We start from the raw sequence: 25,579 nt of genomic DNA, 5'->3' as shown, positions 1-25,579 counted from the left end.
AATGAGTTGGTCTATATTTTTTAATATAAAACTTAATTAATAAAAGGTTATTAATGGAAGAGAAAGTTATTGAACTAAATGAGAAGAATATTCTAATGAGATATTCCTCTCGATTAAGTGAGCAAGCAAAATGGTTGGTAGAACTGATTGTAGATATGAGCCGGAAGGGTGTATCTATTGAAGATGGTGTAAAAATACAGTTTGGTTGGTCTTTTTTTATATTTCGAAATTTTGATGATAATCAGTTAATATTGTGTGAACCAGATTTTTCACGTAATCCATTTAGTGAAGAAAAAAATAGTATTGATTTTACACTTGAAGTTCAGGCACTACAAAATAGTTTTGCAAAGCGTTGCGGGGTAGATCCTATACCTACGTTATTTCAGGATAAAATTATTTTAGTAAAAGGATGTTTGGATAAAGAAAAACTATTTATGGAGCGTATAGAACCAGACTTAGAGAAAGGTGATTCTGGATGGTTTATTAATACACTTGAAGATGATAGCGAAGACATTGAATATGAAGCAATATATGCTTTTCAACTACTTTACTTAAGACCTGAAATTATGTCTGTACTGATACTACCACCAGAATTTATAGTTCTAGTAGATAAGAATACTATTGAAAAAGTAATAAATGAAAAAAATGAAGTTGTTTTATGAATTATTAGCGAATATTTACAGTGAAAAAATTTATATAAGTAAACTGACGGTTGGGTAGAAAAAGAAACATAGAGAGTGAAAAGTGAATGAGTTGAAATCTATTGCTAGAGAAATACATTGTGCTATTAAAGGTAATGATATTGATTTCGCTATAAAGCTATTAAACGTTAATGAAAAACTAGGCATTCTTAGCTACAAGACCCCTTTTGGAACATGGTTGCATGATGCTTCTGCTCATGGTCGTCAAATTTTAGTAGAGTATTTTGTTATAAAGGAATTGATATAAATGAAAGAGGAGGGATTTTAGGAGGAAATGCTTTAAATGAAGCAGTAAAAAATCAGCATATAGATCTTATTAATTATTTATTAGACTTAAATGTTGAAATGATAATCGATGAGTCCGAATATAATTCGCTCTTTACGGCAATTTATGTGGGAAATTTAACTATAGTTAAGATTTTAATATTTCGGGGTATAGATTATAAAATTTCTTATACGAGTGATTATATGAATAATATGGATGCTGAAGCATTCGCCTTGGAACGTGGAGAAAAAGAAATAGCTAGTTATTTGAATTCTTTGAAGCAGTAAGATTAGATGTAATAAATTAAAAAGTATCTCATATTCAATAGTAATATATTTAAAGTATATATATATCTTCAACTGAGCTTAAAGTGATAGAATTAGATGTGTTTATTATTTTTTGAAATAAATATCAGTAAAATTCATTAAAACTCAGTTAATACTTTAGATTCAGTGTTTGCAAGTGGAAGAACTTAAGTAGGAAATTTTCTTTAAAATAAACCCGGTGGTTAAGATAGTAAGTAGTAATTATGAAGCAGTTACCAAATGAAATTCACGAAGAAATCACCTTTTTATGCAAACGAGGCGATGAGCTTGTTAAGCACGGAAATGTTGAGGAAGCAAAGAAAAATTATATTGATTCTTTAAAATTACTTCCAAGCGACCATAGAGAGTGGGAAGCAGCAACGTGGATATATGTTGCAATGGGAGATATGTATTTTCACCTTAAAAATTATGAACAAGCATTTAAGTGCTTTTACAATGCAGTTCAGTGCCCACAAGGGCTGGGAAATCCTTATATTCATCTTCGTCTTGGACAGCTTTATTTTGAAGAAGGTAGCTTTGATGAATCAGCTGATGAATTAACACGAGCTTATATGGGAGGAGGGTTAGGTATACTTTTGGAAGATGATCCTAAGTATTTAGACTTTTTAGAAACAAAAATTGTTATATAATATAACTTTAAGGTCAAAAAATGTATAGCGTTTGGAAAGCAGATTTTGATAATGAAATTTATTATACGCGTGGAACCATTAGAGATATTAGTGTATTAAAGGAAATTAAACTTACAAAGGGTGAACCAATCTCTGATAAAAATATCAAGATAGACATTGATTTAATCGAAGAATATGAACCAGCAGATTATTTTCATGTAGGTTCACTTTTTATAGTTTCTAGTAAGCTAAAAGATATTTTAGAAACAAAACAGGTAAGTGCAGAATACTTTCCAATAAAGCTATATAAACCAAATGGTATTCCTATACAAACTAAATACTTTTTTGTAAACTTGTTGGAAAAAATTGATTGTATTAATAAAGAATATTCACGATATATAGAAGAAGAAGGTTATATTGATGAAATTTATAAACTTGTTATTGATGTAGATAAGGCTAAAAATGAAGTCTTATTTAGAGTTGGTAAAACATTTAATAACATAATCTTAGTACATGATTCATTAAGTGACTTAATAAAAAGTTTAGGTTGTACAGGGGTGAGATTTATTAAGATTGATGATTGGAAATGGTAGGATTGAAAAGTCTCTCAGTGTGAAATTGTGCAGTACTTATTATGCATATTTATAAAAAGTATTGAGTAGTTAGCTTAGAATTAAGAGATAATTTAAATATCTTCTTATTAAGAAGAATTGATGTGATATTCGAGAATAATAGGCTAAATATGAATTTTTTAAAAAAATCTGAATTGCTCAATATTGTTGTGAATGAAATTATTTATTCAGCTCCAGCTAATTGGTCAAAGATTGTATATTATACAGAGCGATTACGTGATATGGAAATTGGTTTGCGTGATGCTTCGATTAGTAGATGTTGGGTAGGACAGGATGAAAAGCTTTATGATGCTTCTAATGGTCCAGCTTTAAGTATATCTGTTGAGTTAGATGATGTAGTAGATGAATTATTTATTGACTCCGAAAAAAATAAAGAAATATGGAGTGGTTTTGGCGTAGTTATTAATCATAATGGTAAATATATTACTCATTTTTATTATCAAGATACACCACTTTTAGATAATAAAGACGAAGAATATAGAGCAAGATTGGATGCTTTAGCTGAGATGATTTAAATATGACAATAGAATTTTACTATAGGTGTAAAGGTCGTATAATTTTTTAAGGTTGATTAAATTAATTGGTTGAATTTTTCTGATACTTTAGAGAATAGGATTAATTTAGGAATTCTATTTTGTTAATTATTTTTAACTAAGTTCTTAAAGAAATTATTTATACAACTTTTTATAAATACGTCTTAAATAAAGATCGATGTCTTAAAAAATATTTTCAGATTAATGCATAAGATAGGTTATTATAAGTGAAAGTATTTCTATCTAAGAAATTATTTGAATCGCTCTATTATGACAGCGAGTTCAGAACAGAACTTTTAGAAGTCTGGGTACTTAAAGAAAGTGCAATACATGAACTAGTATCTATAGTTTTTGACAATTTAATCAAAGACCATTTTCACTTAAAGAGACTTAATCCTTATGTTGATTGAAATTGCTATCGCGGATGCTTACGGTGCTGGTTTTGAATTTTGCAGCCAAGATAAGATTATTTCACAGAATAATTTAGAATTATACAGCAAACATGAGTTATACGATATTTTAGGCAAGTATACAGATGATACACAGATGTCGATTGCGATAGTGGAGTTTATATTATCAGGTCAAGAATGGACCAAAGAAAATATAGCTTCAAAATTTTTAGAATGCTTTAATAGAGATGTGAGATTAGGATATTCAGAAGGTTTCTTTAATTTATTAAGTAAAGTTGAGTCTAGCAAAGAGTTACTTAAACTAATAATTCCAACAAGTGAAAGAAATGGGGCGGCAATGCGTTCAGTTCCAATTGGTTTTCTAAAAAATAAAGAAGATGTAATTGCTTTAGCAAAGTTACAAGCACAAATTACACATGATTCACCCATAGGAATTCAATCCAGCTGTGCTGTCGCTTTAGCTGCCCATTTTGGAACTCACCAAAAAGGTTCTATTAAGAATTTAGAGAGGTTTCTAAAATCAGAGCAATATGGAAACTGGGATTATAATTGGAAAGATCGAGTATCTTTAAATGCATATGATACGGTCAGTGCCGCATTAACATGTTTATTGCAACATAGTTCTTTAAGTGAGCTCCTAAAGTCATGTATTAATTTAGGAGGAGATACGGATAGCGTTGCAGCGATAGCTGTTGGTTTAGCTACATGTTTTATAGAATACAAAAAAGATTTACCTGTTCAACTTTATAATAATTTAAATGAAGATAAATACGGAATATCTTTTTTACAAAATTTAGAGAAAAAGTTTTTTGAAGAAAATTTAATATAATCAAAAAATTATGGTGTTATTTTTTGAAATTTAAAGTTCTCACTTTAATCGAAAAATGCATTTTTTATTTAATTTTTTGAAGATGAGATCGTTAATTTTATAATCTGATCCAAATACGGTGTTCAAACTTAGTCGCGGGCACCCGTATGGACTTTTATTGAAAAAATGAAAAAGGTTGATGAAGTGACAATTGATAAAACAGAATTATATTGGTCTTCACTATGTAGGTTAAGATCGGAATTTGATTGTTGGGTTCGTATAGTCCAAAAGCAAGATTCTTCAGTTGAGAAAGGTAAGTGGGGGCAAATGTTAACAATCTCTATCGAAAATTATTTAGAAGGGCCGGAGGGTTTTGTTTGTTTTAAAGATATAGAAGCAGTAGAGATCTCAATTTATTGTCTTATGGGAGGAATGGCAAATCGACCATTGCAGATGATTAATATAAAAAATGAAATCTTAGAAGCTTTACACGAGACTCAGCTGCGTTGGGAAATATATGAGAGTGTTTGGTCTGTTGGTAGAATTTTCGAAGAGGAGCCTGTAACAGTGATCGCTATCCTAAATCCTTTCAATTATAGTTGAATTATTGTCTTATTTAATTTTCTTCTGTAAAACTTCATTTAAAAAGTATTAGTGAGTTAAAGTAATTGTTTTTTGTAGTATGAAAATGAGTCCTTAAAATTCTAATGTTTTTTTTGAAGATAGGGTCGATAATTTTATAATTTGATTCAAATTGAAATTTTTAAACTTACTTACTGGGGCACAAGCTTAAACTTTTTAAAAATATTAAGTATTTATTTAATGTGTACGGCTGATATAAATAATGACTTTAGCTAGATTGTAATAGATGATCTTTTTTAGGGTAAATATACTTTAGAAAGATAATATTCACATTTTTATAATAGTCGAGATTTAACTTTAATATATTGGAGAGTATTATTGGATAAGCAATATGTTATAGAGAAAATTAAAGAAGCAGCAATAGAGGCTTTTAACTCTGTAAGACAAGAGCAGCCTGATATAAATTTTTGTGCTTATGGCTTATATTCTGATACAGATGCAATCACAATCTGTCCAGCACAAAATAGCTGTATTCATTTAAATAAAATGATAGAAAATGATCCTGATGATAAAGAATACTATAGATGGAGTCCAAGTGAGTGGAGCCATGAATCTAAGGGGGGTGAGAGTTTTAACGAGATTTCTACATATTTAAGAGCTAAATCTAAATTAATTAAGTCTTCAGATGAATATGATCAGTTTAAGTTCGATGTATATCAATCCTGCATATTGGCACTTAAGAGTTTGAAAGACGAGGGATTTTTTTGTGATATGGATAGGAATGGTGTCATAGTCTTTACTATTTCTGATGCGATAAATAGTAACGAGCATGAATGGATAGAATTGTTAAATAGTAATGATGCTTCACAGCAATTTAATGAGTGGATAAAGACGTTACAATAACAACATCTATTTCGTCGATTCTACTGTCCAATAATATAGTGTTTTTTATCAAAACAATAGGTTAGTTTTACAATTGCTGAGAAGAACACTCTGTACAGCTTAGTGTAGTGGCTGTATCCCAATTCACTAAAACCATTACATGCTAAATTGAAAAGCGAATTAGGAATTCAACGGCAGGGTCTATCATTCCTGTTTTAGAATTAACTGAGTTACTTTGATGAGGCACCTCTGAATTTTTTAGACTTTATATTGTCAAGTTTCAAATGATAACAGATTTGATTGTAGGAAATTTTATTATAATTAAATACAATTATGATAGATATTCATCTGCTTTTTGAGTCTTTCTTTCATTATTATTTAGGGGATATTTTAATGAGTATAAATGATTATTCTGATGAAAATGATTACTACAGTCAAGAATTTGAAAAAGAGGGAACTGTATCAATTTGGGCAGGAATATTTGGTGAAGGTGTAGATACAGATTTAGATATCTTGCAAGATTTATGCGGGGTCGGGTATTATCGTCTTGACGATCAGGAAACTAATAATTTTAATTTTGAGATGGTGAGTTTAAATAAATTACTTGAAGATTTATCTTATTCAAAATCTTTTATTAATGAGGTAGTCAGTGCTGCTTTTGAAAAAGGGATAGTAGATTGTAGGTGGGTTATTGCACAATATGATTTTTCTTATAAACCTTCTAAAGTTAGGAGAAGTATTGCAAAAGATCCTATTTTTATAGGTAGCTTTAAATATTCAGTAGAGAGTTGATTGGTTAATTTTACTATCAGATATACACAAGGTGTGGTGATTCATTTAGCCGGCTCTTTAATAATGCTCCTCAGCAAATTTATATTAGAAGAATGAAATTATGATTAATGATGATGCCAGTTCACTAGTTGTTGAGATTGCAAAAAAATTTATAACGCTCATGATGGGTGTTGAACCACAGTGGGAAAAAGCATACTTAAGATTTTCCTGTAATAATTCAGTCACAGAACTTAAAGCATCATTCGTGTCTGAAACTGGCGTAGAAATAATAGATGTCTTGAAGTATAAAGATTTCTTTCATCCTATGAATATGCAAGGTCAAGAATTACTAGCAGCCTTAGGTAAAATTAAAGGAGTATTTCTACTGGTGATAGATGCAAACTTTGACTATGAAATTAATTTTGAATACCAAGATATGAATCGTTGGAAAATTAGTAAATTAGCAGGTGGGACTGGAGTACCTGAAGGCATTATATAGTTGTGCAAAAATATTACCTTTAGCATCAACTAGAAGAAATTGGTTAGGGTGGTGCTTTGGACGATGTTGGTTTCCATTTTATTGTGTGAAGTTTGAGAAAAACTAATCAGCAAGCTCTTTAATAAATTGATTTAGAACATTAGCTAATATCAATTTTTCCGAAAGGTGAATAATTGTTTATATTTTTAAAATCCCTTTTACATGGCACTAGGTTCATACTTAACGTGCAATGAGTCTGATAGAAGCGAATGGAAGTTTTAGAGCTGGTATCACATCTATGGAGGCGAGACTAGTAAACTATCAGACAAATTTTTAAACTAAATCATAAAGCTATGACTTTGTATCAGTTTATTTAGAGTATAACAGTGAAGAAAATAGTAGCAGAATTAATTTTATTAAGTAATAAATCTATATATCCAAGAGTCTATTGTATTGATGAAACGGGAGGTGAAAATGAGGCCATAACCGTGACACTTTGTGATGCTATATGGGAATTGCGTGGTAGACCTCTTTTGGAGTTAAAAGAGTTAATAAGTAGTTTTATTTTGGAAAAGTATTACCCAATTGATCAAGAGTTACCGGATATGTCAATTAATGATAAATTTATTTGGGTGAGACCACCATTGGCAAATAAAAGTGAGATTTGTATATCAAATGAGAATATTCAAGAGTATTCCATTGATGATGGATTACCCCAATATTTTAATTTCGAGCAGTTTAATACAGTATGTAATGTTGTAGAAGAGTTTGAAAATATAATAATTAAACATGGAAAAGAAAATTTACTTGGTATTAAAATTGAGATTGATTTTCCTTAATCTTGAATCAGGTCTAGTTACTAAAATTATTTGCCGATATTATGGTTTAATTATGATTAAAAAACTGAAATAATTGCGGGTGTAGAAAATGGGTTTACAAAGTATAGAACCATTTGGTTTTATGGATTCTAATCTGAATTTAATCGAGCATAAAAAATATATAATTTTTGGAGAGTCAAAAGAAATTAGTTTTACTCTTGCTGGTTACGAAGCTAATGATATTACAAATGCTCAAGAGCGAGCTTACAATGAATTTATTGATAATTCTTTAGTCTATATCACGTTAATAGAGGAAGCTCTATTTAATTATTATAAATTAAATAGAGCTAAAATATATCAAGATTTACCTGATGATGGAATGGTGCCTTATATCCAAATGGTTTCTGATTTGAGGAAAGTCTTTGATTGGGATCAATTATACTTTTTACCTAATGGTGAAATAGTTTTTATGTTTGAAGCAACTTTCGAACCAGAGCTGGGGATAGGCGTCTTGATAGTTGATAAATGTGTTAAAACTATTAATGTACAAGAATATTTTATTTGAATGATGAGGTTCTGGCGTTTTATCTGTAATGCAAAAGCACTGGCTGAGATGAGTCAGTTTTTCTCAATTACATAACACTTTTTCAATGATTCGTAAGTGAAGTTATATGCATAAGTCCAATATCATTCGACAAAATCAAGAGAATAATATTTTAATTAGAAATGCTATTAAAAATCATAATTTGATTAATTTAAAAAAGATATTTAACGAATTTCCTAGTTTAATATTTATAGATACACCATTTGGTAGCTGGCTTCATGTAGCTTCTAGTAGTGGAGCATTAGAAATAGTTAAATATCTAATTTCTGAAGGGGTGGATCCTAATAAAAAAGGGGGAACTTTTGGGGGCAATAGTTTAAATACAGCAGCATCAAGTGGACATATTGATATAGTAGAATACTTATTGTCATTAAATGTTGAAATGGATACCACAGAACCAGAAAAAAATCCTTTATTTGGTGCCATAATGAAAGGAAGTTTACCGATCGCTGAAAAATTAATTTGTCACGGTATTGACTATAAAATGTCTTATACTGGCAATTATATGAATAAAATGGATGCTGAGGCATTTGCTTTAGAGCGTGGAGAAATAGAAATAGCAAACTATTTAAATTCCTTGAAATGAAAGTCTGATAACTTTAATAAGTATGATATTCGATAGCTTATGTGTAACTTTGGGAGTTAAATAACTTATATGAATTTGAAGCATCTAGATTCAGATATAGATTTCGTAGTAACACCTGCAGCATTTTTAGGTGTTTTTGATATATATGATCGTGAGGAAACATGGGGGGCCTATTTAGACCAATTTGATCCGAATAATCCAAAAGAACTAGATGATTTGCTAGAGAAATACTTTTTTAATAACGGTAGAGTTTTGAGGTTTACAGTTGATCATAAAATTGAAATGATAAAAGTTCTTATTAATGCTTTAAATGATAAAAACTTTAACTTTGATGCATTATTAGTAAATGATGAAGATCCATATGATACATTTTCTCTTCCATATACTTGGGAATTCAAGCGACCTAGATTCTATTTTGAAGAAGTTTATCAGTTGTCGTATAAATATTGGGGAAATGACCTTAAAGAAGCTGGTTTTAATATGCCTTGTTTAAATGATTTTTAACTTTTTCTATATGCTATTTAAAATAGACAGGATTTGTTAAATGCACCAAGATAATTCTATATCTATTTGGGTGGGGAATTTAGATTCTTCTTGTGACTTAGATAACTATGTCTTAAATCGATATTCATTAGATGGTGATTTTGAAGGATCTTTATTTACAGATGAATTCCAGATCGATTTTATTGATGAGGATTTTGTTGAGAAAAGTTTCTTTGATTTTACCAGTAATTTAGAATTAGCTTTCAATGGGTTTTCCTACGATGAACAAATTTTGGAAGAACTAAAATTAAAAGATATAAAATTATTGTTTCCCATTAATTTTATAATTCTAATTTATAATTTTGCATATAAATTAAATCACAAAAGTGTAGGGAAGGTTCAATTTTTAGGTACATTGCCTTATAAAAAACCATAATTTTTTATTTAATATAGATGCTATATTTTGAAGTTTTATTAATTCAAAATAAAAATAGATATAGCGTGGTAATTAAAAGTTACTTTTGTATTTGCGCTGAGATATTAGCTAATGGATATAAATGGAGTTTTAAAGTGGGAACTTTAAATGATAAAGTTTTTGGAGAGTTGTATAATAAGGAGCTACTTTGGTTGCGTCCATATGAAATAGAAATATTTCATACATTATATCCAGTTGAATTAAATGTTTATACATATGAAGATGATGGTAGTGATATCACTCAAAATCAAAGAGATACTTTTATTCATTTTGAGTTAAACAAAAAAAATATTTTGGATAATGTTGAAAAAGAGATCAAAAAGTATTGTTATGAAAACTTTCAGATTGCTGAATTGGAAAGTATAAAAAAAAGGTTATTTTAAAATGTTTGAAAATTATACATACTGAAATAGGGGAGGATAGACAATTAGGATTTATTTTTGATTCTATATTTGATCCAGAGCTTGGTATAGGTGTCTTAGTTATAAATGAGCAAGTTGTTGCGGTAGGAGTGCAAGATATAGTGCTTTAATATAATTTGGAATGTAATAGAGTTAAAATGTAAAATAGTAGATGTGACAGCTAATAAAAGAGTCAAGAAATGGATGAATTAAAGATAATTGCTAAGGATATCCATAGTGCCATTAAAGATGGTAATAATGAGGTAGCTATAAAGTTATTAAATGATCATAGACATTTAGGAATTTTAAATTTTAAAACTCCTTTTGGTACTTGGTTGCATGATGCTGCTTTACATAATCGTAAAGATATTATTGTATACTTGGTCTCAGCAGGAGTTGATATTAATGAACAAGGTGGCCCCCTCCGTGGTAATGCTCTAAGTCAAGCAGTTAATAAGGAAAATATTGAAATTATTGAATATTTTTTGAATTTAAATATGGAGATAATAACATCAGATTCTATAAAAAATCCTTTGTTTACTGCAATTTATTGTGGAAATCTTGATATTGTTAAAATTTTGATTAAGCATGGTGTAAATTATAGAGTGGCATATACTGGAGATTATGCAGAGCATTTTGATGCTGAGGCGTTCGTTTTAGAGCGAGGTGAAAGAGAAATAGCTAACTATTTGCACTCTTTGAAGAAACAAGATCATTTATTATAATGTAGTGTGAATTTTCTATATTTTTTAAATTTACTTGTTTTGATTAAAAATAAAATATCTAATTGTATCTTAGTTTATAATAATATTTAATATACATGGTTTTTATATTTTTAGATAAAATTTTATTATGAAAAAATTTGATTACTATGGTGTGAGTTATGATAATGAAAAAGATATGATTTCAAAATTAAGTAAAATTTTGGGAATTGTATTTATACCTCATGATAGTTCTTTTTGGGGAGATTATTTTTTAGCAAAAATTGGTGGTAATGGTAAGTGTAGGCTTTTTCAAAATTTTAATCCATGTGAAGATGATTGGAACTACCCGGATCATAAGCATGTTGAGTGGATTATGGAAATAAATGGAACACCTGAAATGGATAATATATTTAATAAATTGTTAAATGAAGCTGGATCTAATATTTTTTTATTATATCGATCAGAGGTAGAAGCTTTAAATTATATAAAAGAGTATGAATTTAAAGATGGTGATTTTAAATTGGTCAATGAGGTTTTTTATAAGAAAAAATAATTTTCTTATTTTGATTTGGCAAAAACATCAACTTTAAATAATTTTTATGATTTCTTCTATTATTCATATTTTATAATTTGTTGCTAGCTTATCTTTAATATTTTAAATGAAATTATTGTCATATTTTACTTGATAGAGAAATGGAATGGATTGGACTAAGAAAATAGCGAGATTGGCTTTTGTGAAAATTCTTTGTATGAGGCAGATACTAAGAAAATTTGGCCTTATTATTTACCTGAATTAACTGCAACAATAGATGATATTATAAAAACTGAAATTATATTGGGTGAGGAAATTGATAAATTTTACAAGAGCTTTCTTTTATATACAAATGGATGGAAAGGCTTTTATCAATATGTAGATTTATTTGGTCTGACAGATTTGATAGAAGGAGAAAAAAAGAAATATGCATTGGATTTATTAAATATAATCGATATTACATATCTTTCTAAAAAAGGCATTTGTAGAACTGATTTGATGCCAATAGCAGCTACTTTAATTGATAAAGATATTTTTTTAATAGGTAAACCTAATTCATCAATAGCTGGGGAAGTAATTTGGTATGCTGGGGAAGAAATTGAAATTTTTAAAAATTTAGTGAATTTTTTTTAGCAATGATTGATTATAATATTGAAGAGGTTAATGATCTTAAAAGTGGGTTGGTTGATATTCAACCTAAATAATAAGACGATATATTGATGGAGAATAAACTATGAGTTTATCTAAAGGTTGGTCTGATTTTGGTTTAAGTGGACCTAAAAATTTAAATTTAGATGAAATTTTAAAGATTGAATCTATTTTGAATATTGAATTTCCCTTCTTGTATAAAAGTTTAGTTGAATATGCAAACCCTGCATATATCGAGGTTGGTTCTTTTTATTACGGTGATGATGAAACATGTATAAGTGATTTTTTTCCTCTAACTCAATCACATGAGTATGGTTCATTCTTGTGGTATGCACTTGATAATTCTATAATTCCTAAAGGTATTTTACCATTTGCAAGAGATGCAGGGGATTTCTTGATTTGTTTTGATTATCGAGAAACAAAAATATCGCCTAAAATAATTTTACTTGATAGCTTCTTGTCGGAAATATATCCAATTTCAAATAATTTTAAAGATTTTTTAGAGCTTTTACATGAGTGATTAACATATTAATAAATGTTTTATTCACCTTTGTTATTGACTTTAAGATAAATATAAAATTTGAAATTGTTGTAGATGTAATTAAAACTTTAATTTCGTAAAAACAGAGAAATATTTCGTATGTCTTTAAAGTATCCGAATAGCACTGTTAATTTTACAGCAAGTCCAGCACATGCTTTGACTCACTTTCAGGTGTATGATCGGGATGAATGGGAAAATTACTTATCCGAATATGATCCAAATGACTTTACTCAAATGAAACACTTATTTAATGAGTATTTTTTTAAAGTAAAAAATAAAAAGTATAATGTTCATCATAAAGCAGTAGTTATGCTCTCTTTAGAGAAAGCTTTGCTGACTAAGAATTATAACTTCGCTGAATTGTTAGAGTCTGATGATGAAACATGCTTTTATTTTCCTTATAATTGGAAAATTGAAAAACCTAGAGATTTTTTTAAGAGTATTTATGGTTTGATGTTTGAGAACTGGGGTAGTGAAGTAATTAATTCGGGATATAAAATTTTACTACCAAACGAAATATTATAAGCTTGGGGTAATTATAATATATTTCATTTGTACTGGGCTCTTTTGATTTTTTAGCTATTTTTTTACATATTGTTAGGTGTGGGAAAGTATTACCATGAATGAATATTTTAAGATGTACACAGAATCGCATGATGGAATAGAATGATGGAATAGAATGAACGTTCTATTGTGAGGTGGAAAATGGTATGATAATCCGTCATATTATTGTTTTTGAAGGAATTTTTTATTGGGCAACTCCTAAAGAATATTTTCATGAACAATATGATTTTACAGATCAGCCAGAGTTTGGAGAGCCTGATGAGAGTACAATTTCTATATCAAAAGCTGAGTTTGATGAGATATGGAATCATGCATTAAGCCAGAATTTAATTTGAATATCATCAATGGTGATCTTATTAATTTAGCAAAAAGTAATTAAACAAGATTTCTATTCTTGTAAAATAGCTTATCCTATGCTCGGAACTAGTCTTGCTGGAGGAGACTGTAATAAAGTATTGTAAGTTTTAGGTAATTACAATATATTTTATTTGTAAGTTTAATGAACTTTAAACATTTCTTAACTTTAATGGTTTTAAATTAATAAGGTTATATGATGATAAAAAGAATTGTTAATCCTTTTTATATCTGCTTTTTTTTATCAAATATATTATTTTATCGAGATTTTGATGAAGTTCAAACTCAGGGTGTCATATTTAACAGTATAGATTTTACTAGTTTTAAACATATTGATATTTTATTAGAAGAATTAGTAAAGCCTGAGTTTGTTAGGTTAGATAATCCGACGAAAGAAAGGGTTATGCATTCGTTGTATTATATGAATATATCAAATAATAAAAAATACATTTCATTTGTGTTAGATTATTTTGAAATTTTAGATTTTTCTGAAATTGCAGTTGATTATTTTTTGAAAAAAATGTGGGAAATATTTTTTGATAGTATTCAGTTGAATTTATTAAAAGAAGATTTTAATGTTTCTTATAGAATTTTAAATGATAATAATATAAATTACATTCTTCAAAGTGAAAGTAAAGATATGAGTGGAGTATTGGATGAAGTATATGGAAAAATATTAAATAACTAAAATTAATATAATATTTTATGGTGTATTTAAAAAGTATTGTGTTTTTTGTGGAAATCAAAAATACTAAGACTAATTTTCTACAAGTTTTTAAAAGGAACAAAAATGAGTAAGTTGTTAATCTATTTAGGAGAAAATAAAACTTTTGATATTAATCAGGTAGTAGAACAAATTTCAAGTATTTTAGGGGTTTCAAATTTAAAAATTGGAGATTTCATTGGTGCTATTTTGGAATGTGAGTATTCATTAAATGGAAGTTCAACTATAGTTAGAATGAGTAAAGATGCTGAAACTTTAACAATAGAAGGCGTTGGAGATGAAGCTATTGATTTTACTTTGAAAATTCAAAAATTATTGCCTTATCCTTTATTAATGATGGATATGGAATATAACTTTAATATTAGATTGTTGGATTATAATTCTCTTGATGAAATTAGAAAAATGACCTTAATTTAATTTATTTTTAAAATTATACTTATAGTCTTGTTTTTTATTAAATGTCTTGATTTAATGAATAATCTTTAAGATATAAAAATAAAAATTTGAATGCTTAATATGGTAAATTTAATCAAAAATTATACGTTCGTCACTTAAAATTCTTAAAGTTAAAGTCATTAATATTATAATCTGATTTAATGCTAAGGTGTTCAAACTTAGTCATCGGATGCTAGTTTTTAAGTATGTTTTTTTTGCCGTTAAGCCCACATAAATTATAGTTCAAGTGTTAAATACTTAACTCATCTAAATGAATATTATTGAAAAATGAAAAATAGGTTAATGACATGACAATTGATAAAACAGAATTATATTGGTCTTCGCTATGTAGTTTAACAGCAGAGTTGCGTTGTTGGGTCCATATAGTTCGTAAGCACGATTCTTCGGTTGAGAAAGGTAGGTGGGGGCAAATGTTAACAATCTCTATCGAAAATTATTTAGAAGGGCCTGATGGTTTTGTTTCTTTTAAAGATATAGACGTCGTAGAGATTTCAATAAATCGTCTTAAAGGAGGAATGGCAAGTCGACCATTGCAGATGATTGATATAAAAACTGAAATCTTAGAGGCTTTACACAAGACTCAGCTGCGTTGGGAAGTACGAGAGAGTGTTTGGTCTGTTGATAGGATTTTTGAAGAAGAGTCTGTATCAGTGATTGCTATCTTAAACCCTTTCAATTATGGCTGAAATTTTATCTCATGTAGTAGGTGATTTTCTTTTGAATTATAACGCACATTTATAAAATAATATTATTATTACTCATATCGAATAATAATAACTTGAATTGATAATATTACTAGGAGTTAATTATAGTAATTCGCACTTCATTCTTGATGATACTAACTCGTCCTCTTTAATAAAGAGGTGTATTATTTTCATCGGTAGTATTTAAATAATCTTCTAACATGTCTATCAATATTTTACACTATACTAATCTCATGATTGTAAATTCAATTTATAAATTAAGTAAATATTCCTAGGGGATTACAAAATGACGTTAAAAGAAAAATTAGGTGAATTAGAAGATGCCCTCATGACACTAGCGCATTGTGCTCCAAATGATTATGATGAGTGGCTTCTTGAGTACTTTCCTACTCAAGAAGCCATTCATGAAGAAGAAATAAAGGACCTAAGAGCATTGTGGTCTGAAATTAGACCAAAAATAAAAAAAGATCTGGTGAAAGCCGATTATGTTGAAATTAAAATTCAAGAAATGATAGATGCTTTTGATAACGGGGAGAAGATTGAAGGGCGAAAAATTGCTAGAGAGCTTGCTGATTTGTACGATATTACTAAATTGAAATAAGTTTTAGAGTTACTAAGTAAATTCACTTAATGAGAGATATATATAAATGTTATTAAAAGATAAATTAAAATGGATAGAAAATAAATTATTCTTAATCTCAAACAATACTCAAGATAATCAGTTATCTGAAAGTGAAAAGAATGAGTGAGATGGTATTTTTGTTGAAATAAAAAGATTGTGGGAAGAAATAGTTTTTGAAGTTCAAAAAGACACTGTAAAGGCGTTACAAATTGAAAGAAAAAATATTGAAATGATTGATGTATTTCATCAAGATGATATTTTAAAAGCAAAAAAAATAGCTTGGGAAATAGCTCATATGTATACCATTACTGAATTGAAATGATTAATTCTTATAAGAGGGTATTTAATATTCATGGTTGTACAGAAAATTTATATTTTTGGAGATAAGATTCCATTATGAATAAATATGATTATTATGGCGTGAGTTATGATAACGAAGAAAATATGATTTTAAAGTTGAGTGAAATTTTAGGAGTTGTATTTATACCTCATGATAGTTCTTTCTGGGGGGATTATTTTTTAGCAAAAATTGATGGTAAGGCAGAATGTAGGCTTTTTCAAAATTTTAATCCGTGTGAAGATGAGTGGAACTATCCAGATCATAACCATGTTGAATGGATTTTGGAGGTAGATGGAATATGTGAAAATAGATAATATATTTAATAAATTGTTAAATGAAGCTAAATCTAATGTTTTTTTATTATATCGATCAGAGGTTGAAGCTTTAAACTATTCAAGAAGGTATGAATTTAAAGATGGTAATTTTAAGTTGATTAGTGAATTCTTTTTTAAGAAAAATTAATTTTTTCTAATTTATTTTAAGTTATATATTTATTTAAGTAATAATTTTTACATTTAATTTAATGAGGATATCGTTGAAATATATCTATGTTTAGGAAGGTGTATTGATAAATCTTCAACTTTAAATGAAATTAATATATAGCTTTGATGGTAGGTTAATAGTGTTTTGAAGTCGAATTCCAAAAAGATGTCTATTAATTAACAACTTTATATGAAAATAAAGCTGGGGGATAGAATGAATTTTATTGAAAAGTCTCAACTTATTAATGTGATAGTTAAAGAAGTAGTTGAGGTTATAATTCCTGCCAATTGGAATTATATTTATTTTTATACTGAAAGTTTGAGAGATAAAGAAATTGGTCTAAGAAAAAAACAACTGTTGAATGTTGGATCGGAGAAAAACAAGTTTTATATACTAAGGATTATGCATTAGATACAAGTGGTGAGTTATTAATGGAAATTAATAAACTTTATTTGATGTGCGAAAAAGATAATGATATTTGGACTGGATTTTTACTAAAAATAAATAATACAGGAAAATATTCCTCTAAGTTTTATTATGAAGGTACACCATCTTCTTGATGGTAATGATGAGGAATTAGATGAAAGAATGAATGATTTAAAATCTTAATTAATTAAATTTAACCTAAATATCTTTTTAAAATTTTGGCTACTTTATATCCCACAATTTAATTATTTTATGAGAATAAATAATATTTTGCTACTCAAACCTATGGAAAGTCATATTCTGTACTGGTTTAATTCTAGAATGGCCAAATAAACACGGCTTTTCCTATTTGGGATGAATAATGAAAGCAAAACAGGAAATATTCGATTTACTTAGTGTGCTTAAAGTGTTTGATGTCAACTATGTAAGCCATGAAGATTATTTGAAACTGCATGGATTGAATGTGAACCAGACTGAGGATGTAGTTAAAGCTGTCAGAACTTTGCTTTTGCCAGAGTTTAATACATATCCTCAGGGCTCACGACAACGACTAATAGCTTTACTCAGCGCGAAAATTTTGGATTCCAGTGAGGATTTTAGTATGCTTTTTGATCGAATTGAGCTGGCATTTGATAATGAGATTATTGATAAGCGTGTTTTTATGTCTGCTTTGTTGGTTGGGATTGAATCAGCCTCTTAACCTGCCATTCGGAATATCATGTCTACCTAGGTAGTGGACTTGATCTCAAAAATATCAAAATATTGAGTTTAATCGAGTGGTCGATGTAATTCTAAATTCAAGAAAGAAGTAGAATGACTTCTTTCTTTAATGATTCGTCATAATTAATGAAGATGATTATCTTCATCAATAGTATCTAAGTAAGCGCCCAAAAAACCTGTTAAGATTGAGGCAATTTATGATAGTAACACAATTCGTCCATAAGGTTTTGTAGTTAAATATCAGAAAGCAGATGGTACGTGGTTAGAGTTCAATTTGAAAATAGAGTAGGGGGATAAAATGGATTTTTTAAGGAAATCAGAATTAATTAATTCTATACTTGAAAAAATTGCATCTTTGGCCGTAAATGATTGGCGAAATATTGTCTATTATACTGAAAGACTTAGAGACAATAATATTGGATTGAGAAATAAGGATACAGCCTTATGTTGGGTTGGTGATAATCTAAAATTATATACGGCTGATTATCCTTTACGTTATTCTATGGAACCTTATAAAACAATAAATATTCTTTTTGAAGAGTGTGAAAAATCTGGTGATAATTGGTGTGCTTTATTTTTATTTTTAGATCATAATGGTAAATATTGTTCTAAGTTTTATTATGAAGGTACACCTCTTCTTGATGGTAATGAAGAAGAGTTAGATAAAAGAATGAATGATTTAAGATCTTAATTAATTAAATTTAGCCTAAATATCTTTTTAAAATTTTTAGATATTGAGGCTTCTTTATATACTACAATTTAATTATTTCATGGAAATAAATAATATTTTACTATTCTAAATGATTAGATGTGTAAATTATTACTTCTATTAATTTTTTTAAGAGTAGAAAAGTTTTACTAATAAATGCATGTTTTTTAATAATTCAATGAACTATTTTTAAGTTTAAAAAATATGGCACTAAGTCTTTAAAACTTAATGCCATATTTTTAAATAAAAACAATAAAATTTTTACTTAATCTTTTTAAAGATAAAGTCATTAATCTTATGACCTGACTCAATACCACGGCGTTCAAACTTAGTCACTGGGCGCCAGTCTGGACGTGGGTAGCTGTTGCCTTTACCTGCCAAGTTTTCAAGATCTGGACGGTTGTCTAATACATCTAGCATCCATTCAGCATACGGTTCCCAATCTGTTGCAGCATGGAACGTACCACCAAGCTCAAGTTTTTGTTCAACCAATTGCATACGCTCATGAATAACAAAACGACGTTTGAAATGACGTTTCTTTTGCCATGGGTCTGGGAAGTAAAGTTGTACGCAGTTAATGCTGTTGTCTGGCATTTCACGTAAAACCTGAATCGCGTCTGCATCAAGTACACGTAAGTTTTTAAGTTCCGCCATACCTGCTTCATATAGGCATTGAGCAATGCCAGGTACGTGGACTTCAATACCCACATAGTTACGTTCAGGGTTCGCTTTTGCCATCAGCACTAATGAACGACCCATACCAAAACCGATTTCAACAGTTAAAGGATGTTCTGGATGTTCGAAGTGTTGACGTAAGTCACCAACAGGATATTCCAAAATTAAATCGCGATGTTGTTCTAATGCCGTGCGTTGAGACGTATTAAGTGGTGCTGAACGACGCATAAACGTCACAATTTCACGGTGTTCAGGCAAATTGTCTAAGTCTGCAATTTGCGTTTCTAACTGATCGATCGACATAACCTTGGCAATATTGAAATTCAAATGCGGTATTTTAAGTCTTCAGGTGGTCAAGTCAAATGTTTCGGTGTTTTTCTTCATGTAGATGTCATGATCAATATTTAAGCTAAGAGGCTAATTAAAACTCACATGAACATTTTTACTCATGAAAACTTTTCAATTAAAAACACTTTCGGTTTTTTTAAGTGCATTAGGTGCATTTTCATATAGTTCTGTTGCTCAGGCACAGCTCATGTTTAGTCAGTATGTTGATGGTAGCAGTAATAAAAAAGGGCTAGAAATTTATAATCCGGATGGTACTACTGTTAACTTGGCTGATTATGAAATTCAACAATTTAATAATGGTGGAACTGCGAAAACAGCTACCTTCCGTTTACAAGGTACGCTTGCAAGTAAACAAAAATTTTTGGTGGGGCGTTCAGAGTTACAGACAGAACTTGGCAATAAAGTAAATCAAGTGGCTGCATTGTCTTTTAATGGGGATGATGCAGTTGTGCTTGTTTATAAAGGCACACCTGTAGATCGTTTTGGCCGTATTGGGGAACGACCTGAGGCAGGATGGGGAACTGCTGTTTCAAGCTTGGGAAATAGCTTTAAACGTATTGAAACTGAAAATCCAGCTTTGAGTATTGATCCGACAGCGGCATTTGATTTGGACCATTCATGGGCAGCATGGGCAAACCGAAATGATTTTACAAATCTATCAGGTACTATCACTCAGCCTCCTATTGAAACGGTCAGCTGTTCAAGCTCAGATACACCAATTGCCGATTTAGCAACATCAGCACAAAACCAGACTTATACCGTGCGTGGGGTAATTACTGCCGACTATCGTTATGCAAATGGTTTCTCAGGTTTTTATGTTCAAACACCTGATACGAAAGCACGTGCAAATGTGAGCAATGCCATTTTTGTTTATATTCCGAATAGTAGTACGGTGAAAGGTGGACAAATTGGTGATGAGGTTATTTTACGTGGTCGTTTAACCAGCTATCAAAATCAGCTACAGATTGACCAATTACAACAAGATATTCAAACCTGTAATAGCAATATGGCAAATCAGGTTCAGCCAATTAGCCTTGAACTACCATTTTCGAGTTTAACAGGCAGTTCAACCCATTCTCCGCAGCGTTATCAAGGCATGTTGGTGAAATTGCCTCAGACTTTAACGGTGAGTGAGAATTATAATTATGGCCGTTATGGTGAACTATCTTTAAGTTTAGGTCGCTTATATATTCCAACCAATTTATATCCAGCGCTATCTCCTGAAGCTAAAGCTCTAGCTCAGAAAAATTTATTATCTAAAATTATTTTTGATGATGGTTATAACAATCAAAACCGTACACCATGGTTACCTACAAATTTTAGTGCTGCCAATACATTGCGTTCAGGCTACCAGCTTAAAAATCTCGAAGGGATTTTAGAATATCGTTTTAACGGTTGGCGCGTACAACCAGTGCTTGGACGTACGCAACCAGAAGTTGTTACTCAAACAAATCCACGCCAGAGTGTCATTACAAAAAATGCCAATCATATTCGTGTAGCTTCATTTAACGTCTTGAACTATGACAATGGTGCAACGGGTTTCCCAACAGAGCGTGGTGCAAACACACAAGCAGAGTTTGATAAACAGCACCGTAAAATTGTGAGTGCATTAAAAGCGATTGATGCTGACGTTTACGGTTTAATGGAAATTGCCAACAATGGCTATGGCCCAAACAGCGCGATTGCTCATTTAACCAGTGCACTAGGTCCAGACTGGAAATATGTTATTCCTGAAAATCTGGATCGTTTAGGTAATGATGTTATTGCTGTTGCGATTATTTATAACAGCAAGCGTGTGAAGCCTTTAAATAAAGCTGTTGTGCTTGATTTAGGTGATAAAAACCGAACAACCTTAGCTCAAACTTTCCAAGCTATCCGTGGTAATAAAACATTTACTGTTATTCCAAACCATTTGAAATCAAAAGGATGTAGTGGAGTAGATGCCAGCTCTTCTGATGCAGATCAAAATGATGGTCAGGGATGCTGGAATCCAACCCGTGTAAAAGCTGTTGATCAAATTGTACAGTGGCTAGCAAAAAATCCGACGCAAGTGCCTAAGCAAAATGCTTTACTCGTTGGAGACATGAATAGTTATGCAAAAGAGGCGCCGATTTTGGCATTTGAAAAAGCCAATTATAAAGTCTTACTCAATGACGCTAAAGTTGGGCAAGGCGCTCAGGCGTACAGTTATGTTTTTGGTGTGGCAAGTGATGCAAATGGTAATGGTGGAGCGGGTAACTTAGACCATGCTATTGCTGATGCAGATTTATATCCAAAAGTAGTTCGTACTTTTGCTTGGCATATTAATGCTGACGAACCGACTGTTCTAGATTACAACGAAGAATATAAAACTGATGAACAAAAAGCTTTGTTCTATGGCGAAGATGCCTATCGTTCTTCGGACCATGACCCTGTGATTGTCGATCTAGATTTAAATGGCAAAGACTCGAATCAGCCAAATGATAACCAGAAAAGTCCAATTTTCGATTTCTTATCTCAATTAATGGAATGGATTAGCCAGCTTTTTAAACGTAGTTAATGGTAAAAATGCGTGATGTGAATGTGTTTTATCATATTTTAAACAATCGTCACGCAAGACAACTTGCAAGGGAAAACTTTTTCAAGAATATTAGGTAGTGTAAGTAATTTATAAATTTACGCTTTTTTACAATTAAGGAATTGTACAAACCTTGCAGGTTTTTTAGAACCAATTTAAAACGTTAATGTGAGATAACAAGGATCAGATATGAAATTATATTATTCGCCAGGCGCATGTTCTTTAGCTGCACATATTATTTTAAATGAAATTAATGTTGATTTTGACTTAGAACGAGTAAATTTAAAAACACATAAAACAGAAAAAGGTGCAGATTATTACGAGATTAATCCAAAAGGATATGTACCAGCTTTAGAAATTAACCCTGGTTTAATGTTAACTGAGAACGTTGCGATTTTACCTTTCCTTGCTCAGCACGATCCTAAGCAGGATTTAATTCCGCCCTCGGGTATGGGCCGTGCGAAAGTATTGGAATGGTTGGGTTATTTGAACTCTGAATTGCATGATGCTTATGCAGTTTTCTTTGGGGCACCTCTAACAAATGATGAAAAAACCAAAGCTTATGCTGAAATCGACCGTCTTTTAAAATATATCGATAACTATTTGTCTGAATCTGATTACGATTATTTGGTAAATGATAATTTTGGTCCAGCAGATGCTTATCTATTTGTTTTAACAAATTGGTCAAACTCAATTGAGCACGACTTAACACCGTATAAGCACATTATTGCATTACGTAATAAAGTTGCAGAGCGTCAATCTGTACAAATTGCGATGCGTGATGAAGGCTTAATTTCATAAAAGATTTTAAGAGCCAAAAAAAGCCCCTAATCAATAGGGGCTTTTTTATACTAAAGACGATTAGTGTTGAGCGTCTTTTTTCACTTCAGCAGCGGTGTTTTCAACAGCTTGAGCTGTATCAGCAGTCGCTTTACGTGCAGTAGCTTCTGTTTCAGCTGCAGCTTTAGCAGTCGCATCAGCAGCGTGATCGGTTGCAGCATCGATCTTCTCAGCAGCATTATCAGTTGCAGTTGCAATATCATCAGCAGCTTTATCACCAGCAGATTTGATATCAGCACTTGCTTGTTGAGCAGCATTTTCTAAGTGTTCACCTGTAGTCGCACCAGTTTCTGGAGCTTTATCTTTATTACAACCAACAAGGGCAACAGTCGCAGCAAGACCTAAAGCAACAAGTAATTTATTCATTGTGTTTTTCCTTCTAATTCATGGCATCCAAATATGGATGTCTAAAATATAAACATAAAGTAAATGATTAATAAAGATCGAAAATTGTTAAAAAGTTGTAACTCTAGTATTAAAAAAGCCTAGCATTTTGTAATGCTAGGCTTGAAATAAATAATAATGATTTTGACCGATTTTACTGCCCAGAACGGATGATGTAATCAAATGCTGAGAGTGATGCTTTAGCACCTTCACCTGTAGCAATAATGATTTGCTTGTAAGGTACAGTCGTACAGTCACCCGCCGCAAATACACCTTGCACATTGGTTTCGTTGCGGTCATTCACAATGATCTCGCCACGGTTGGTTAACTCAACTTCACTGTCTTTCAAGAAGTCAGTGTTTGGTAGTAAACCAATCTGTACAAAGATCCCTGCAAGCTCGACCACATGCTCTTCATCAGTCGCACGGTCTTTATATTTAAGACCAGTCACTTGTGAACCATCACCTAACACTTCTGTACTTAAGGCATTCATAATCACCGTTGTGTTTGGCAAGCTATGCAATTTGTTTTGCAGCACTTGGTCAGCACGAAGTTTGGTATCGAACTCAACCAGAGTCACATGCTCAACAATCCCTGCAAGGTCAATTGCTGCTTCAACACCTGAGTTACCGCCACCAATCACGGCAACACGTTTGCCTTTGAACAATGGACCATCACAGTGTGGGCAGTACGCGACACCACGGGTACGGTATTCTTGCTCACCCGGTACATTCATCTCTCTCCAACGTGCCCCTGTTGAAAGGATCACAGTTTTCGATTCAAGTTTTGCACCGTTTTCAAGTTCAACTTCAACCAAGCCATTTTCAGTTTGGTTGGCACCTGTGATTTTGCTGACACGTTGCAGGTTCATGATATCGACATCATATTCACGAACATGTGCTTCCATCTCGGCAGCAAACTTAGGACCTTGAGTCTTTTGTACAGAAGTGAAGTTTTCAATGTCCATGGTATCCATGACCTGACCACCAAAGCGTTCAGCCACGATACCTGTGTTAATACCTTTACGTGCCGCATAGATCGCAGCTGTTGCACCTGCAGGACCACCACCAATCACCAATACATCAAAAGCATCTTTGGCATTGAGTGCTACTGCGTCTTTTTCAGCTGAGTTAGTGTCGAGTTTCGCTACAATCTCTTCAAGGGTCATACGACCTTGACCAATGTGTTCGTTGTCTTGGAATACCATTGGCACAGCCATGATTTTGCGTTGTTCCACTTCATCTTGGAAGAATGAACCGTCAATCATGGTTGCCGTGGTGTTCGGGTTGTAAATCGCAATCAGGTTAAGTGCCTGTACCACGTCCGGACAGTTATGACAGCTAAGCGATACGAATACATCAAAGTTGGCTTTGAGGTTTAAACCTTTAATCTGGTTGAGCACTTCATCAGACACTTTAGGTGCATAACCAGAGACCTGTAACAGTGCCAAGATCAAAGATGTAAACTCATGGCCCATTGGTAAGCCTGCAAAGAATACACGAGGTTGTTCACCAGCTTTAGCCACACCAAAGCTTGGACGACGTGTATTGTTACCGTCAAAACGGGCAGTGACTTGGTCAGATAGTTCAGCAATTTCTGTCACCAACTCTTTAATTTGAGCTGCTTTGTCTGATTCATCTAAAGCAGCAACTAATTCGATTGGACTTTCTAGACGTTCTAAGTAAGCTTTTAATTGAGTTTTAATGTTTTGATCTAACATCTGTTTTTTACTCCAATGCATCCAAATTCTTTCAATAGATGCATAGTACGTGAAAACACAGAATAGGTGAAACAGTATGTTTTTATAGATTTAATCGGTTTTTTGAATTATTGAAAACATTCATAAATAAGATCAATAATTTATCTCTAAAATGTTCTTTTTTAT

The 25,579-nt window shown here is 31.1% G+C and carries 36 protein-coding genes; 33 read left to right on the top strand and 3 right to left on the bottom strand.

The window, feature by feature from the left end; translation table 11 throughout:
• Positions 1-53: 53 nt before the first annotated feature.
• The 31 genes from ACYU0V_RS12230 (at position 54) to ACYU0V_RS12080 (ending at position 18,872) form a co-directional block, all read left to right on the top strand.
• A complete protein-coding gene (locus ACYU0V_RS12230; protein ID WP_461847642.1) occupies positions 54-662 on the top strand; it encodes an immunity protein Imm33 domain-containing protein in 609 nt (202 codons plus the stop codon).
• Positions 663-744: 82 nt separating this feature from the next.
• Positions 745-948: a hypothetical protein gene (locus ACYU0V_RS12225; protein ID WP_461847640.1), complete on the top strand. Its 204-nt coding sequence runs from the start codon at positions 745-747 to the stop codon at positions 946-948.
• Positions 939-1,253, top strand: a complete 315-nt coding sequence (locus ACYU0V_RS12220) for an ankyrin repeat domain-containing protein (RefSeq protein ID WP_199113206.1) — start codon at positions 939-941, stop codon at positions 1,251-1,253. Before ACYU0V_RS12225 ends, ACYU0V_RS12220 begins: the two co-directional genes overlap by 10 nt.
• 242 nt (positions 1,254-1,495) lie before the next feature.
• Complete coding sequence (locus ACYU0V_RS12215; protein ID WP_227602354.1) at positions 1,496-1,921, top strand: tetratricopeptide repeat protein; 426 nt, start codon at positions 1,496-1,498, stop codon at positions 1,919-1,921.
• Between the two features lie 20 nt (positions 1,922-1,941).
• Positions 1,942-2,493, top strand: a complete 552-nt coding sequence (locus tag ACYU0V_RS12210) for an imm11 family protein (protein WP_227602355.1) — start codon at positions 1,942-1,944, stop codon at positions 2,491-2,493.
• Between the two features lie 149 nt (positions 2,494-2,642).
• On the top strand, positions 2,643-3,047 hold the full coding sequence (locus ACYU0V_RS12205) for a hypothetical protein (RefSeq protein ID WP_199112086.1): 405 nt from the start codon (positions 2,643-2,645) through the stop codon (positions 3,045-3,047).
• Positions 3,048-3,464: 417 nt separating this feature from the next.
• Positions 3,465-4,304: an ADP-ribosylglycohydrolase family protein gene (locus ACYU0V_RS12200; protein WP_199112088.1), complete on the top strand. Its 840-nt coding sequence runs from the start codon at positions 3,465-3,467 to the stop codon at positions 4,302-4,304.
• A gap of 165 nt (positions 4,305-4,469) precedes the next feature.
• Positions 4,470-4,886: a hypothetical protein gene (locus ACYU0V_RS12195; RefSeq protein ID WP_461847637.1), complete on the top strand. Its 417-nt coding sequence runs from the start codon at positions 4,470-4,472 to the stop codon at positions 4,884-4,886.
• A 357-nt stretch (positions 4,887-5,243) separates the two neighbouring features.
• Complete coding sequence (locus ACYU0V_RS12190; protein WP_461847636.1) at positions 5,244-5,768, top strand: DUF4303 domain-containing protein; 525 nt, start codon at positions 5,244-5,246, stop codon at positions 5,766-5,768.
• Positions 5,769-6,140: 372 nt separating this feature from the next.
• Entirely contained in the window at positions 6,141-6,539 is a 399-nt protein-coding gene (locus ACYU0V_RS12185; RefSeq protein WP_068611587.1) for an immunity 22 family protein, read from the top strand.
• Between the two features lie 100 nt (positions 6,540-6,639).
• Positions 6,640-7,017 carry a hypothetical protein gene (locus ACYU0V_RS12180; protein WP_461847634.1) on the top strand — a complete coding sequence of 126 codons (378 nt, stop codon included), beginning with the start codon at positions 6,640-6,642 and terminating at the stop codon, positions 7,015-7,017.
• 365 nt (positions 7,018-7,382) lie between these two features.
• Complete coding sequence (locus ACYU0V_RS12175) at positions 7,383-7,835, top strand: hypothetical protein (protein WP_068611484.1); 453 nt, start codon at positions 7,383-7,385, stop codon at positions 7,833-7,835.
• 88 nt (positions 7,836-7,923) lie between these two features.
• Positions 7,924-8,379 carry a DUF6985 domain-containing protein gene (locus ACYU0V_RS12170; RefSeq protein WP_068611483.1) on the top strand — a complete coding sequence of 152 codons (456 nt, stop codon included), beginning with the start codon at positions 7,924-7,926 and terminating at the stop codon, positions 8,377-8,379.
• A gap of 106 nt (positions 8,380-8,485) precedes the next feature.
• A complete protein-coding gene (locus tag ACYU0V_RS12165) occupies positions 8,486-9,004 on the top strand; it encodes an ankyrin repeat domain-containing protein (RefSeq protein WP_068611482.1) in 519 nt (172 codons plus the stop codon).
• Between the two features lie 69 nt (positions 9,005-9,073).
• Positions 9,074-9,508 carry a hypothetical protein gene (locus ACYU0V_RS12160; protein ID WP_060465538.1) on the top strand — a complete coding sequence of 145 codons (435 nt, stop codon included), beginning with the start codon at positions 9,074-9,076 and terminating at the stop codon, positions 9,506-9,508.
• A gap of 40 nt (positions 9,509-9,548) precedes the next feature.
• Positions 9,549-9,923, top strand: a complete 375-nt coding sequence (locus ACYU0V_RS12155; protein WP_068611481.1) for an immunity 22 family protein — start codon at positions 9,549-9,551, stop codon at positions 9,921-9,923.
• Between the two features lie 134 nt (positions 9,924-10,057).
• Entirely contained in the window at positions 10,058-10,345 is a 288-nt protein-coding gene (locus ACYU0V_RS12150; protein WP_461847629.1) for a hypothetical protein, read from the top strand.
• 218 nt (positions 10,346-10,563) lie between these two features.
• Positions 10,564-11,088 (top strand): ankyrin repeat domain-containing protein, encoded by a 525-nt coding sequence (locus ACYU0V_RS12145; protein ID WP_461847627.1) that lies wholly within the window; start codon positions 10,564-10,566, stop codon positions 11,086-11,088.
• A gap of 127 nt (positions 11,089-11,215) precedes the next feature.
• On the top strand, positions 11,216-11,620 hold the full coding sequence (locus ACYU0V_RS12140) for a hypothetical protein (protein ID WP_461847625.1): 405 nt from the start codon (positions 11,216-11,218) through the stop codon (positions 11,618-11,620).
• 192 nt (positions 11,621-11,812) lie between these two features.
• On the top strand, positions 11,813-12,232 hold the full coding sequence (locus tag ACYU0V_RS12135) for an SMI1/KNR4 family protein (RefSeq protein ID WP_461847623.1): 420 nt from the start codon (positions 11,813-11,815) through the stop codon (positions 12,230-12,232).
• A gap of 100 nt (positions 12,233-12,332) precedes the next feature.
• Positions 12,333-12,767, top strand: coding sequence for an SMI1/KNR4 family protein (locus ACYU0V_RS12130; RefSeq protein ID WP_461847621.1), 435 nt, complete (start codon positions 12,333-12,335; stop codon positions 12,765-12,767).
• Positions 12,768-12,887: 120 nt separating this feature from the next.
• The gene (locus tag ACYU0V_RS12125) at positions 12,888-13,313 is read left to right on the top strand and encodes a hypothetical protein (RefSeq protein WP_461847619.1); all 426 of its coding nucleotides are present in this window, start codon (positions 12,888-12,890) and stop codon (positions 13,311-13,313) included.
• A gap of 185 nt (positions 13,314-13,498) precedes the next feature.
• A complete protein-coding gene (locus tag ACYU0V_RS12120; protein WP_461847617.1) occupies positions 13,499-13,687 on the top strand; it encodes a hypothetical protein in 189 nt (62 codons plus the stop codon).
• A gap of 218 nt (positions 13,688-13,905) precedes the next feature.
• Entirely contained in the window at positions 13,906-14,394 is a 489-nt protein-coding gene (locus ACYU0V_RS12115; protein ID WP_461847615.1) for a hypothetical protein, read from the top strand.
• Positions 14,395-14,496: 102 nt separating this feature from the next.
• Entirely contained in the window at positions 14,497-14,847 is a 351-nt protein-coding gene (locus ACYU0V_RS12110) for a hypothetical protein (protein WP_461847613.1), read from the top strand.
• Between the two features lie 326 nt (positions 14,848-15,173).
• The gene (locus ACYU0V_RS12105; protein WP_461847611.1) at positions 15,174-15,572 is read left to right on the top strand and encodes a hypothetical protein; all 399 of its coding nucleotides are present in this window, start codon (positions 15,174-15,176) and stop codon (positions 15,570-15,572) included.
• A 304-nt stretch (positions 15,573-15,876) separates the two neighbouring features.
• On the top strand, positions 15,877-16,191 hold the full coding sequence (locus ACYU0V_RS12100; protein WP_461847609.1) for a hypothetical protein: 315 nt from the start codon (positions 15,877-15,879) through the stop codon (positions 16,189-16,191).
• A gap of 175 nt (positions 16,192-16,366) precedes the next feature.
• Complete coding sequence (locus tag ACYU0V_RS12095; protein ID WP_461847607.1) at positions 16,367-16,534, top strand: hypothetical protein; 168 nt, start codon at positions 16,367-16,369, stop codon at positions 16,532-16,534.
• Positions 16,535-16,608: 74 nt separating this feature from the next.
• Positions 16,609-16,866: a hypothetical protein gene (locus ACYU0V_RS12090; protein ID WP_461847605.1), complete on the top strand. Its 258-nt coding sequence runs from the start codon at positions 16,609-16,611 to the stop codon at positions 16,864-16,866.
• Positions 16,867-17,822: 956 nt separating this feature from the next.
• Complete coding sequence (locus ACYU0V_RS12085; RefSeq protein ID WP_373883216.1) at positions 17,823-18,161, top strand: hypothetical protein; 339 nt, start codon at positions 17,823-17,825, stop codon at positions 18,159-18,161.
• A gap of 318 nt (positions 18,162-18,479) precedes the next feature.
• Positions 18,480-18,872: a hypothetical protein gene (locus tag ACYU0V_RS12080; RefSeq protein ID WP_461847604.1), complete on the top strand. Its 393-nt coding sequence runs from the start codon at positions 18,480-18,482 to the stop codon at positions 18,870-18,872.
• A 279-nt stretch (positions 18,873-19,151) separates the two neighbouring features.
• Here the strand turns inward: ACYU0V_RS12080 and trmB are convergent, their stop codons facing one another.
• Positions 19,152-19,868 carry a tRNA (guanosine(46)-N7)-methyltransferase TrmB gene (gene trmB, locus ACYU0V_RS12075; protein ID WP_461847603.1) on the bottom strand — a complete coding sequence of 239 codons (717 nt, stop codon included), beginning with the start codon at positions 19,866-19,868 and terminating at the stop codon, positions 19,152-19,154.
• Positions 19,869-20,013: 145 nt separating this feature from the next.
• On the opposite strand from trmB, the gene ACYU0V_RS12070 reads away from it, so the two are divergent.
• A complete protein-coding gene (locus tag ACYU0V_RS12070) occupies positions 20,014-22,452 on the top strand; it encodes an ExeM/NucH family extracellular endonuclease (RefSeq protein ID WP_461847602.1) in 2,439 nt (812 codons plus the stop codon).
• 207 nt (positions 22,453-22,659) lie between these two features.
• Positions 22,660-23,271 carry a glutathione binding-like protein gene (locus tag ACYU0V_RS12065; protein WP_039757466.1) on the top strand — a complete coding sequence of 204 codons (612 nt, stop codon included), beginning with the start codon at positions 22,660-22,662 and terminating at the stop codon, positions 23,269-23,271.
• Between the two features lie 60 nt (positions 23,272-23,331).
• Here the strand turns inward: ACYU0V_RS12065 and ACYU0V_RS12060 are convergent, their stop codons facing one another.
• Positions 23,332-23,676: a hypothetical protein gene (locus ACYU0V_RS12060; RefSeq protein ID WP_002121546.1), complete on the bottom strand. Its 345-nt coding sequence runs from the start codon at positions 23,674-23,676 to the stop codon at positions 23,332-23,334.
• 172 nt (positions 23,677-23,848) lie between these two features.
• Positions 23,849-25,414, bottom strand: a complete 1,566-nt coding sequence (ahpF, locus tag ACYU0V_RS12055; protein WP_461847601.1) for an alkyl hydroperoxide reductase subunit F — start codon at positions 25,412-25,414, stop codon at positions 23,849-23,851.
• Positions 25,415-25,579: the final 165 nt, after the last annotated feature.

Source organism: Acinetobacter sp. X9 (assembly GCF_054889255.1).
The sequence above is the reverse complement of the archived record's forward strand: the minus strand, read 5'-3'. Positions and strand labels throughout refer to the sequence as shown.

Coding starts and splice junctions, on each gene's coding strand:
- ACYU0V_RS12230 (WP_461847642.1), top strand. CDS start 54: ATGGAAGAGAAAGTTATTGAACTAAATGAGAAGAATATTCTAATGAGA.
- ACYU0V_RS12215 (WP_227602354.1), top strand. CDS start 1,496: ATGAAGCAGTTACCAAATGAAATTCACGAAGAAATCACCTTTTTATGC.
- ACYU0V_RS12210 (WP_227602355.1), top strand. CDS start 1,942: ATGTATAGCGTTTGGAAAGCAGATTTTGATAATGAAATTTATTATACG.
- ACYU0V_RS12205 (WP_199112086.1), top strand. CDS start 2,643: ATGAATTTTTTAAAAAAATCTGAATTGCTCAATATTGTTGTGAATGAA.
- ACYU0V_RS12200 (WP_199112088.1), top strand. CDS start 3,465: ATGTTGATTGAAATTGCTATCGCGGATGCTTACGGTGCTGGTTTTGAA.
- ACYU0V_RS12195 (WP_461847637.1), top strand. CDS start 4,470: ATGAAAAAGGTTGATGAAGTGACAATTGATAAAACAGAATTATATTGG.
- ACYU0V_RS12185 (WP_068611587.1), top strand. CDS start 6,141: ATGAGTATAAATGATTATTCTGATGAAAATGATTACTACAGTCAAGAA.
- ACYU0V_RS12180 (WP_461847634.1), top strand. CDS start 6,640: ATGATTAATGATGATGCCAGTTCACTAGTTGTTGAGATTGCAAAAAAA.
- ACYU0V_RS12170 (WP_068611483.1), top strand. CDS start 7,924: ATGGGTTTACAAAGTATAGAACCATTTGGTTTTATGGATTCTAATCTG.
- ACYU0V_RS12165 (WP_068611482.1), top strand. CDS start 8,486: ATGCATAAGTCCAATATCATTCGACAAAATCAAGAGAATAATATTTTA.
- ACYU0V_RS12160 (WP_060465538.1), top strand. CDS start 9,074: ATGAATTTGAAGCATCTAGATTCAGATATAGATTTCGTAGTAACACCT.
- ACYU0V_RS12155 (WP_068611481.1), top strand. CDS start 9,549: ATGCACCAAGATAATTCTATATCTATTTGGGTGGGGAATTTAGATTCT.
- ACYU0V_RS12145 (WP_461847627.1), top strand. CDS start 10,564: ATGGATGAATTAAAGATAATTGCTAAGGATATCCATAGTGCCATTAAA.
- ACYU0V_RS12140 (WP_461847625.1), top strand. CDS start 11,216: ATGAAAAAATTTGATTACTATGGTGTGAGTTATGATAATGAAAAAGAT.
- ACYU0V_RS12130 (WP_461847621.1), top strand. CDS start 12,333: ATGAGTTTATCTAAAGGTTGGTCTGATTTTGGTTTAAGTGGACCTAAA.
- ACYU0V_RS12125 (WP_461847619.1), top strand. CDS start 12,888: ATGTCTTTAAAGTATCCGAATAGCACTGTTAATTTTACAGCAAGTCCA.
- ACYU0V_RS12120 (WP_461847617.1), top strand. CDS start 13,499: ATGATAATCCGTCATATTATTGTTTTTGAAGGAATTTTTTATTGGGCA.
- ACYU0V_RS12115 (WP_461847615.1), top strand. CDS start 13,906: ATGATAAAAAGAATTGTTAATCCTTTTTATATCTGCTTTTTTTTATCA.
- ACYU0V_RS12110 (WP_461847613.1), top strand. CDS start 14,497: ATGAGTAAGTTGTTAATCTATTTAGGAGAAAATAAAACTTTTGATATT.
- ACYU0V_RS12105 (WP_461847611.1), top strand. CDS start 15,174: ATGACAATTGATAAAACAGAATTATATTGGTCTTCGCTATGTAGTTTA.
- ACYU0V_RS12100 (WP_461847609.1), top strand. CDS start 15,877: ATGACGTTAAAAGAAAAATTAGGTGAATTAGAAGATGCCCTCATGACA.
- ACYU0V_RS12090 (WP_461847605.1), top strand. CDS start 16,609: ATGAATAAATATGATTATTATGGCGTGAGTTATGATAACGAAGAAAAT.
- ACYU0V_RS12085 (WP_373883216.1), top strand. CDS start 17,823: ATGAAAGCAAAACAGGAAATATTCGATTTACTTAGTGTGCTTAAAGTG.
- ACYU0V_RS12080 (WP_461847604.1), top strand. CDS start 18,480: ATGGATTTTTTAAGGAAATCAGAATTAATTAATTCTATACTTGAAAAA.
- trmB (WP_461847603.1), bottom strand. CDS start 19,868: ATGTCGATCGATCAGTTAGAAACGCAAATTGCAGACTTAGACAATTTG.
- ACYU0V_RS12070 (WP_461847602.1), top strand. CDS start 20,014: ATGAAAACTTTTCAATTAAAAACACTTTCGGTTTTTTTAAGTGCATTA.
- ACYU0V_RS12065 (WP_039757466.1), top strand. CDS start 22,660: ATGAAATTATATTATTCGCCAGGCGCATGTTCTTTAGCTGCACATATT.
- ACYU0V_RS12060 (WP_002121546.1), bottom strand. CDS start 23,676: ATGAATAAATTACTTGTTGCTTTAGGTCTTGCTGCGACTGTTGCCCTT.
- ahpF (WP_461847601.1), bottom strand. CDS start 25,414: ATGTTAGATCAAAACATTAAAACTCAATTAAAAGCTTACTTAGAACGT.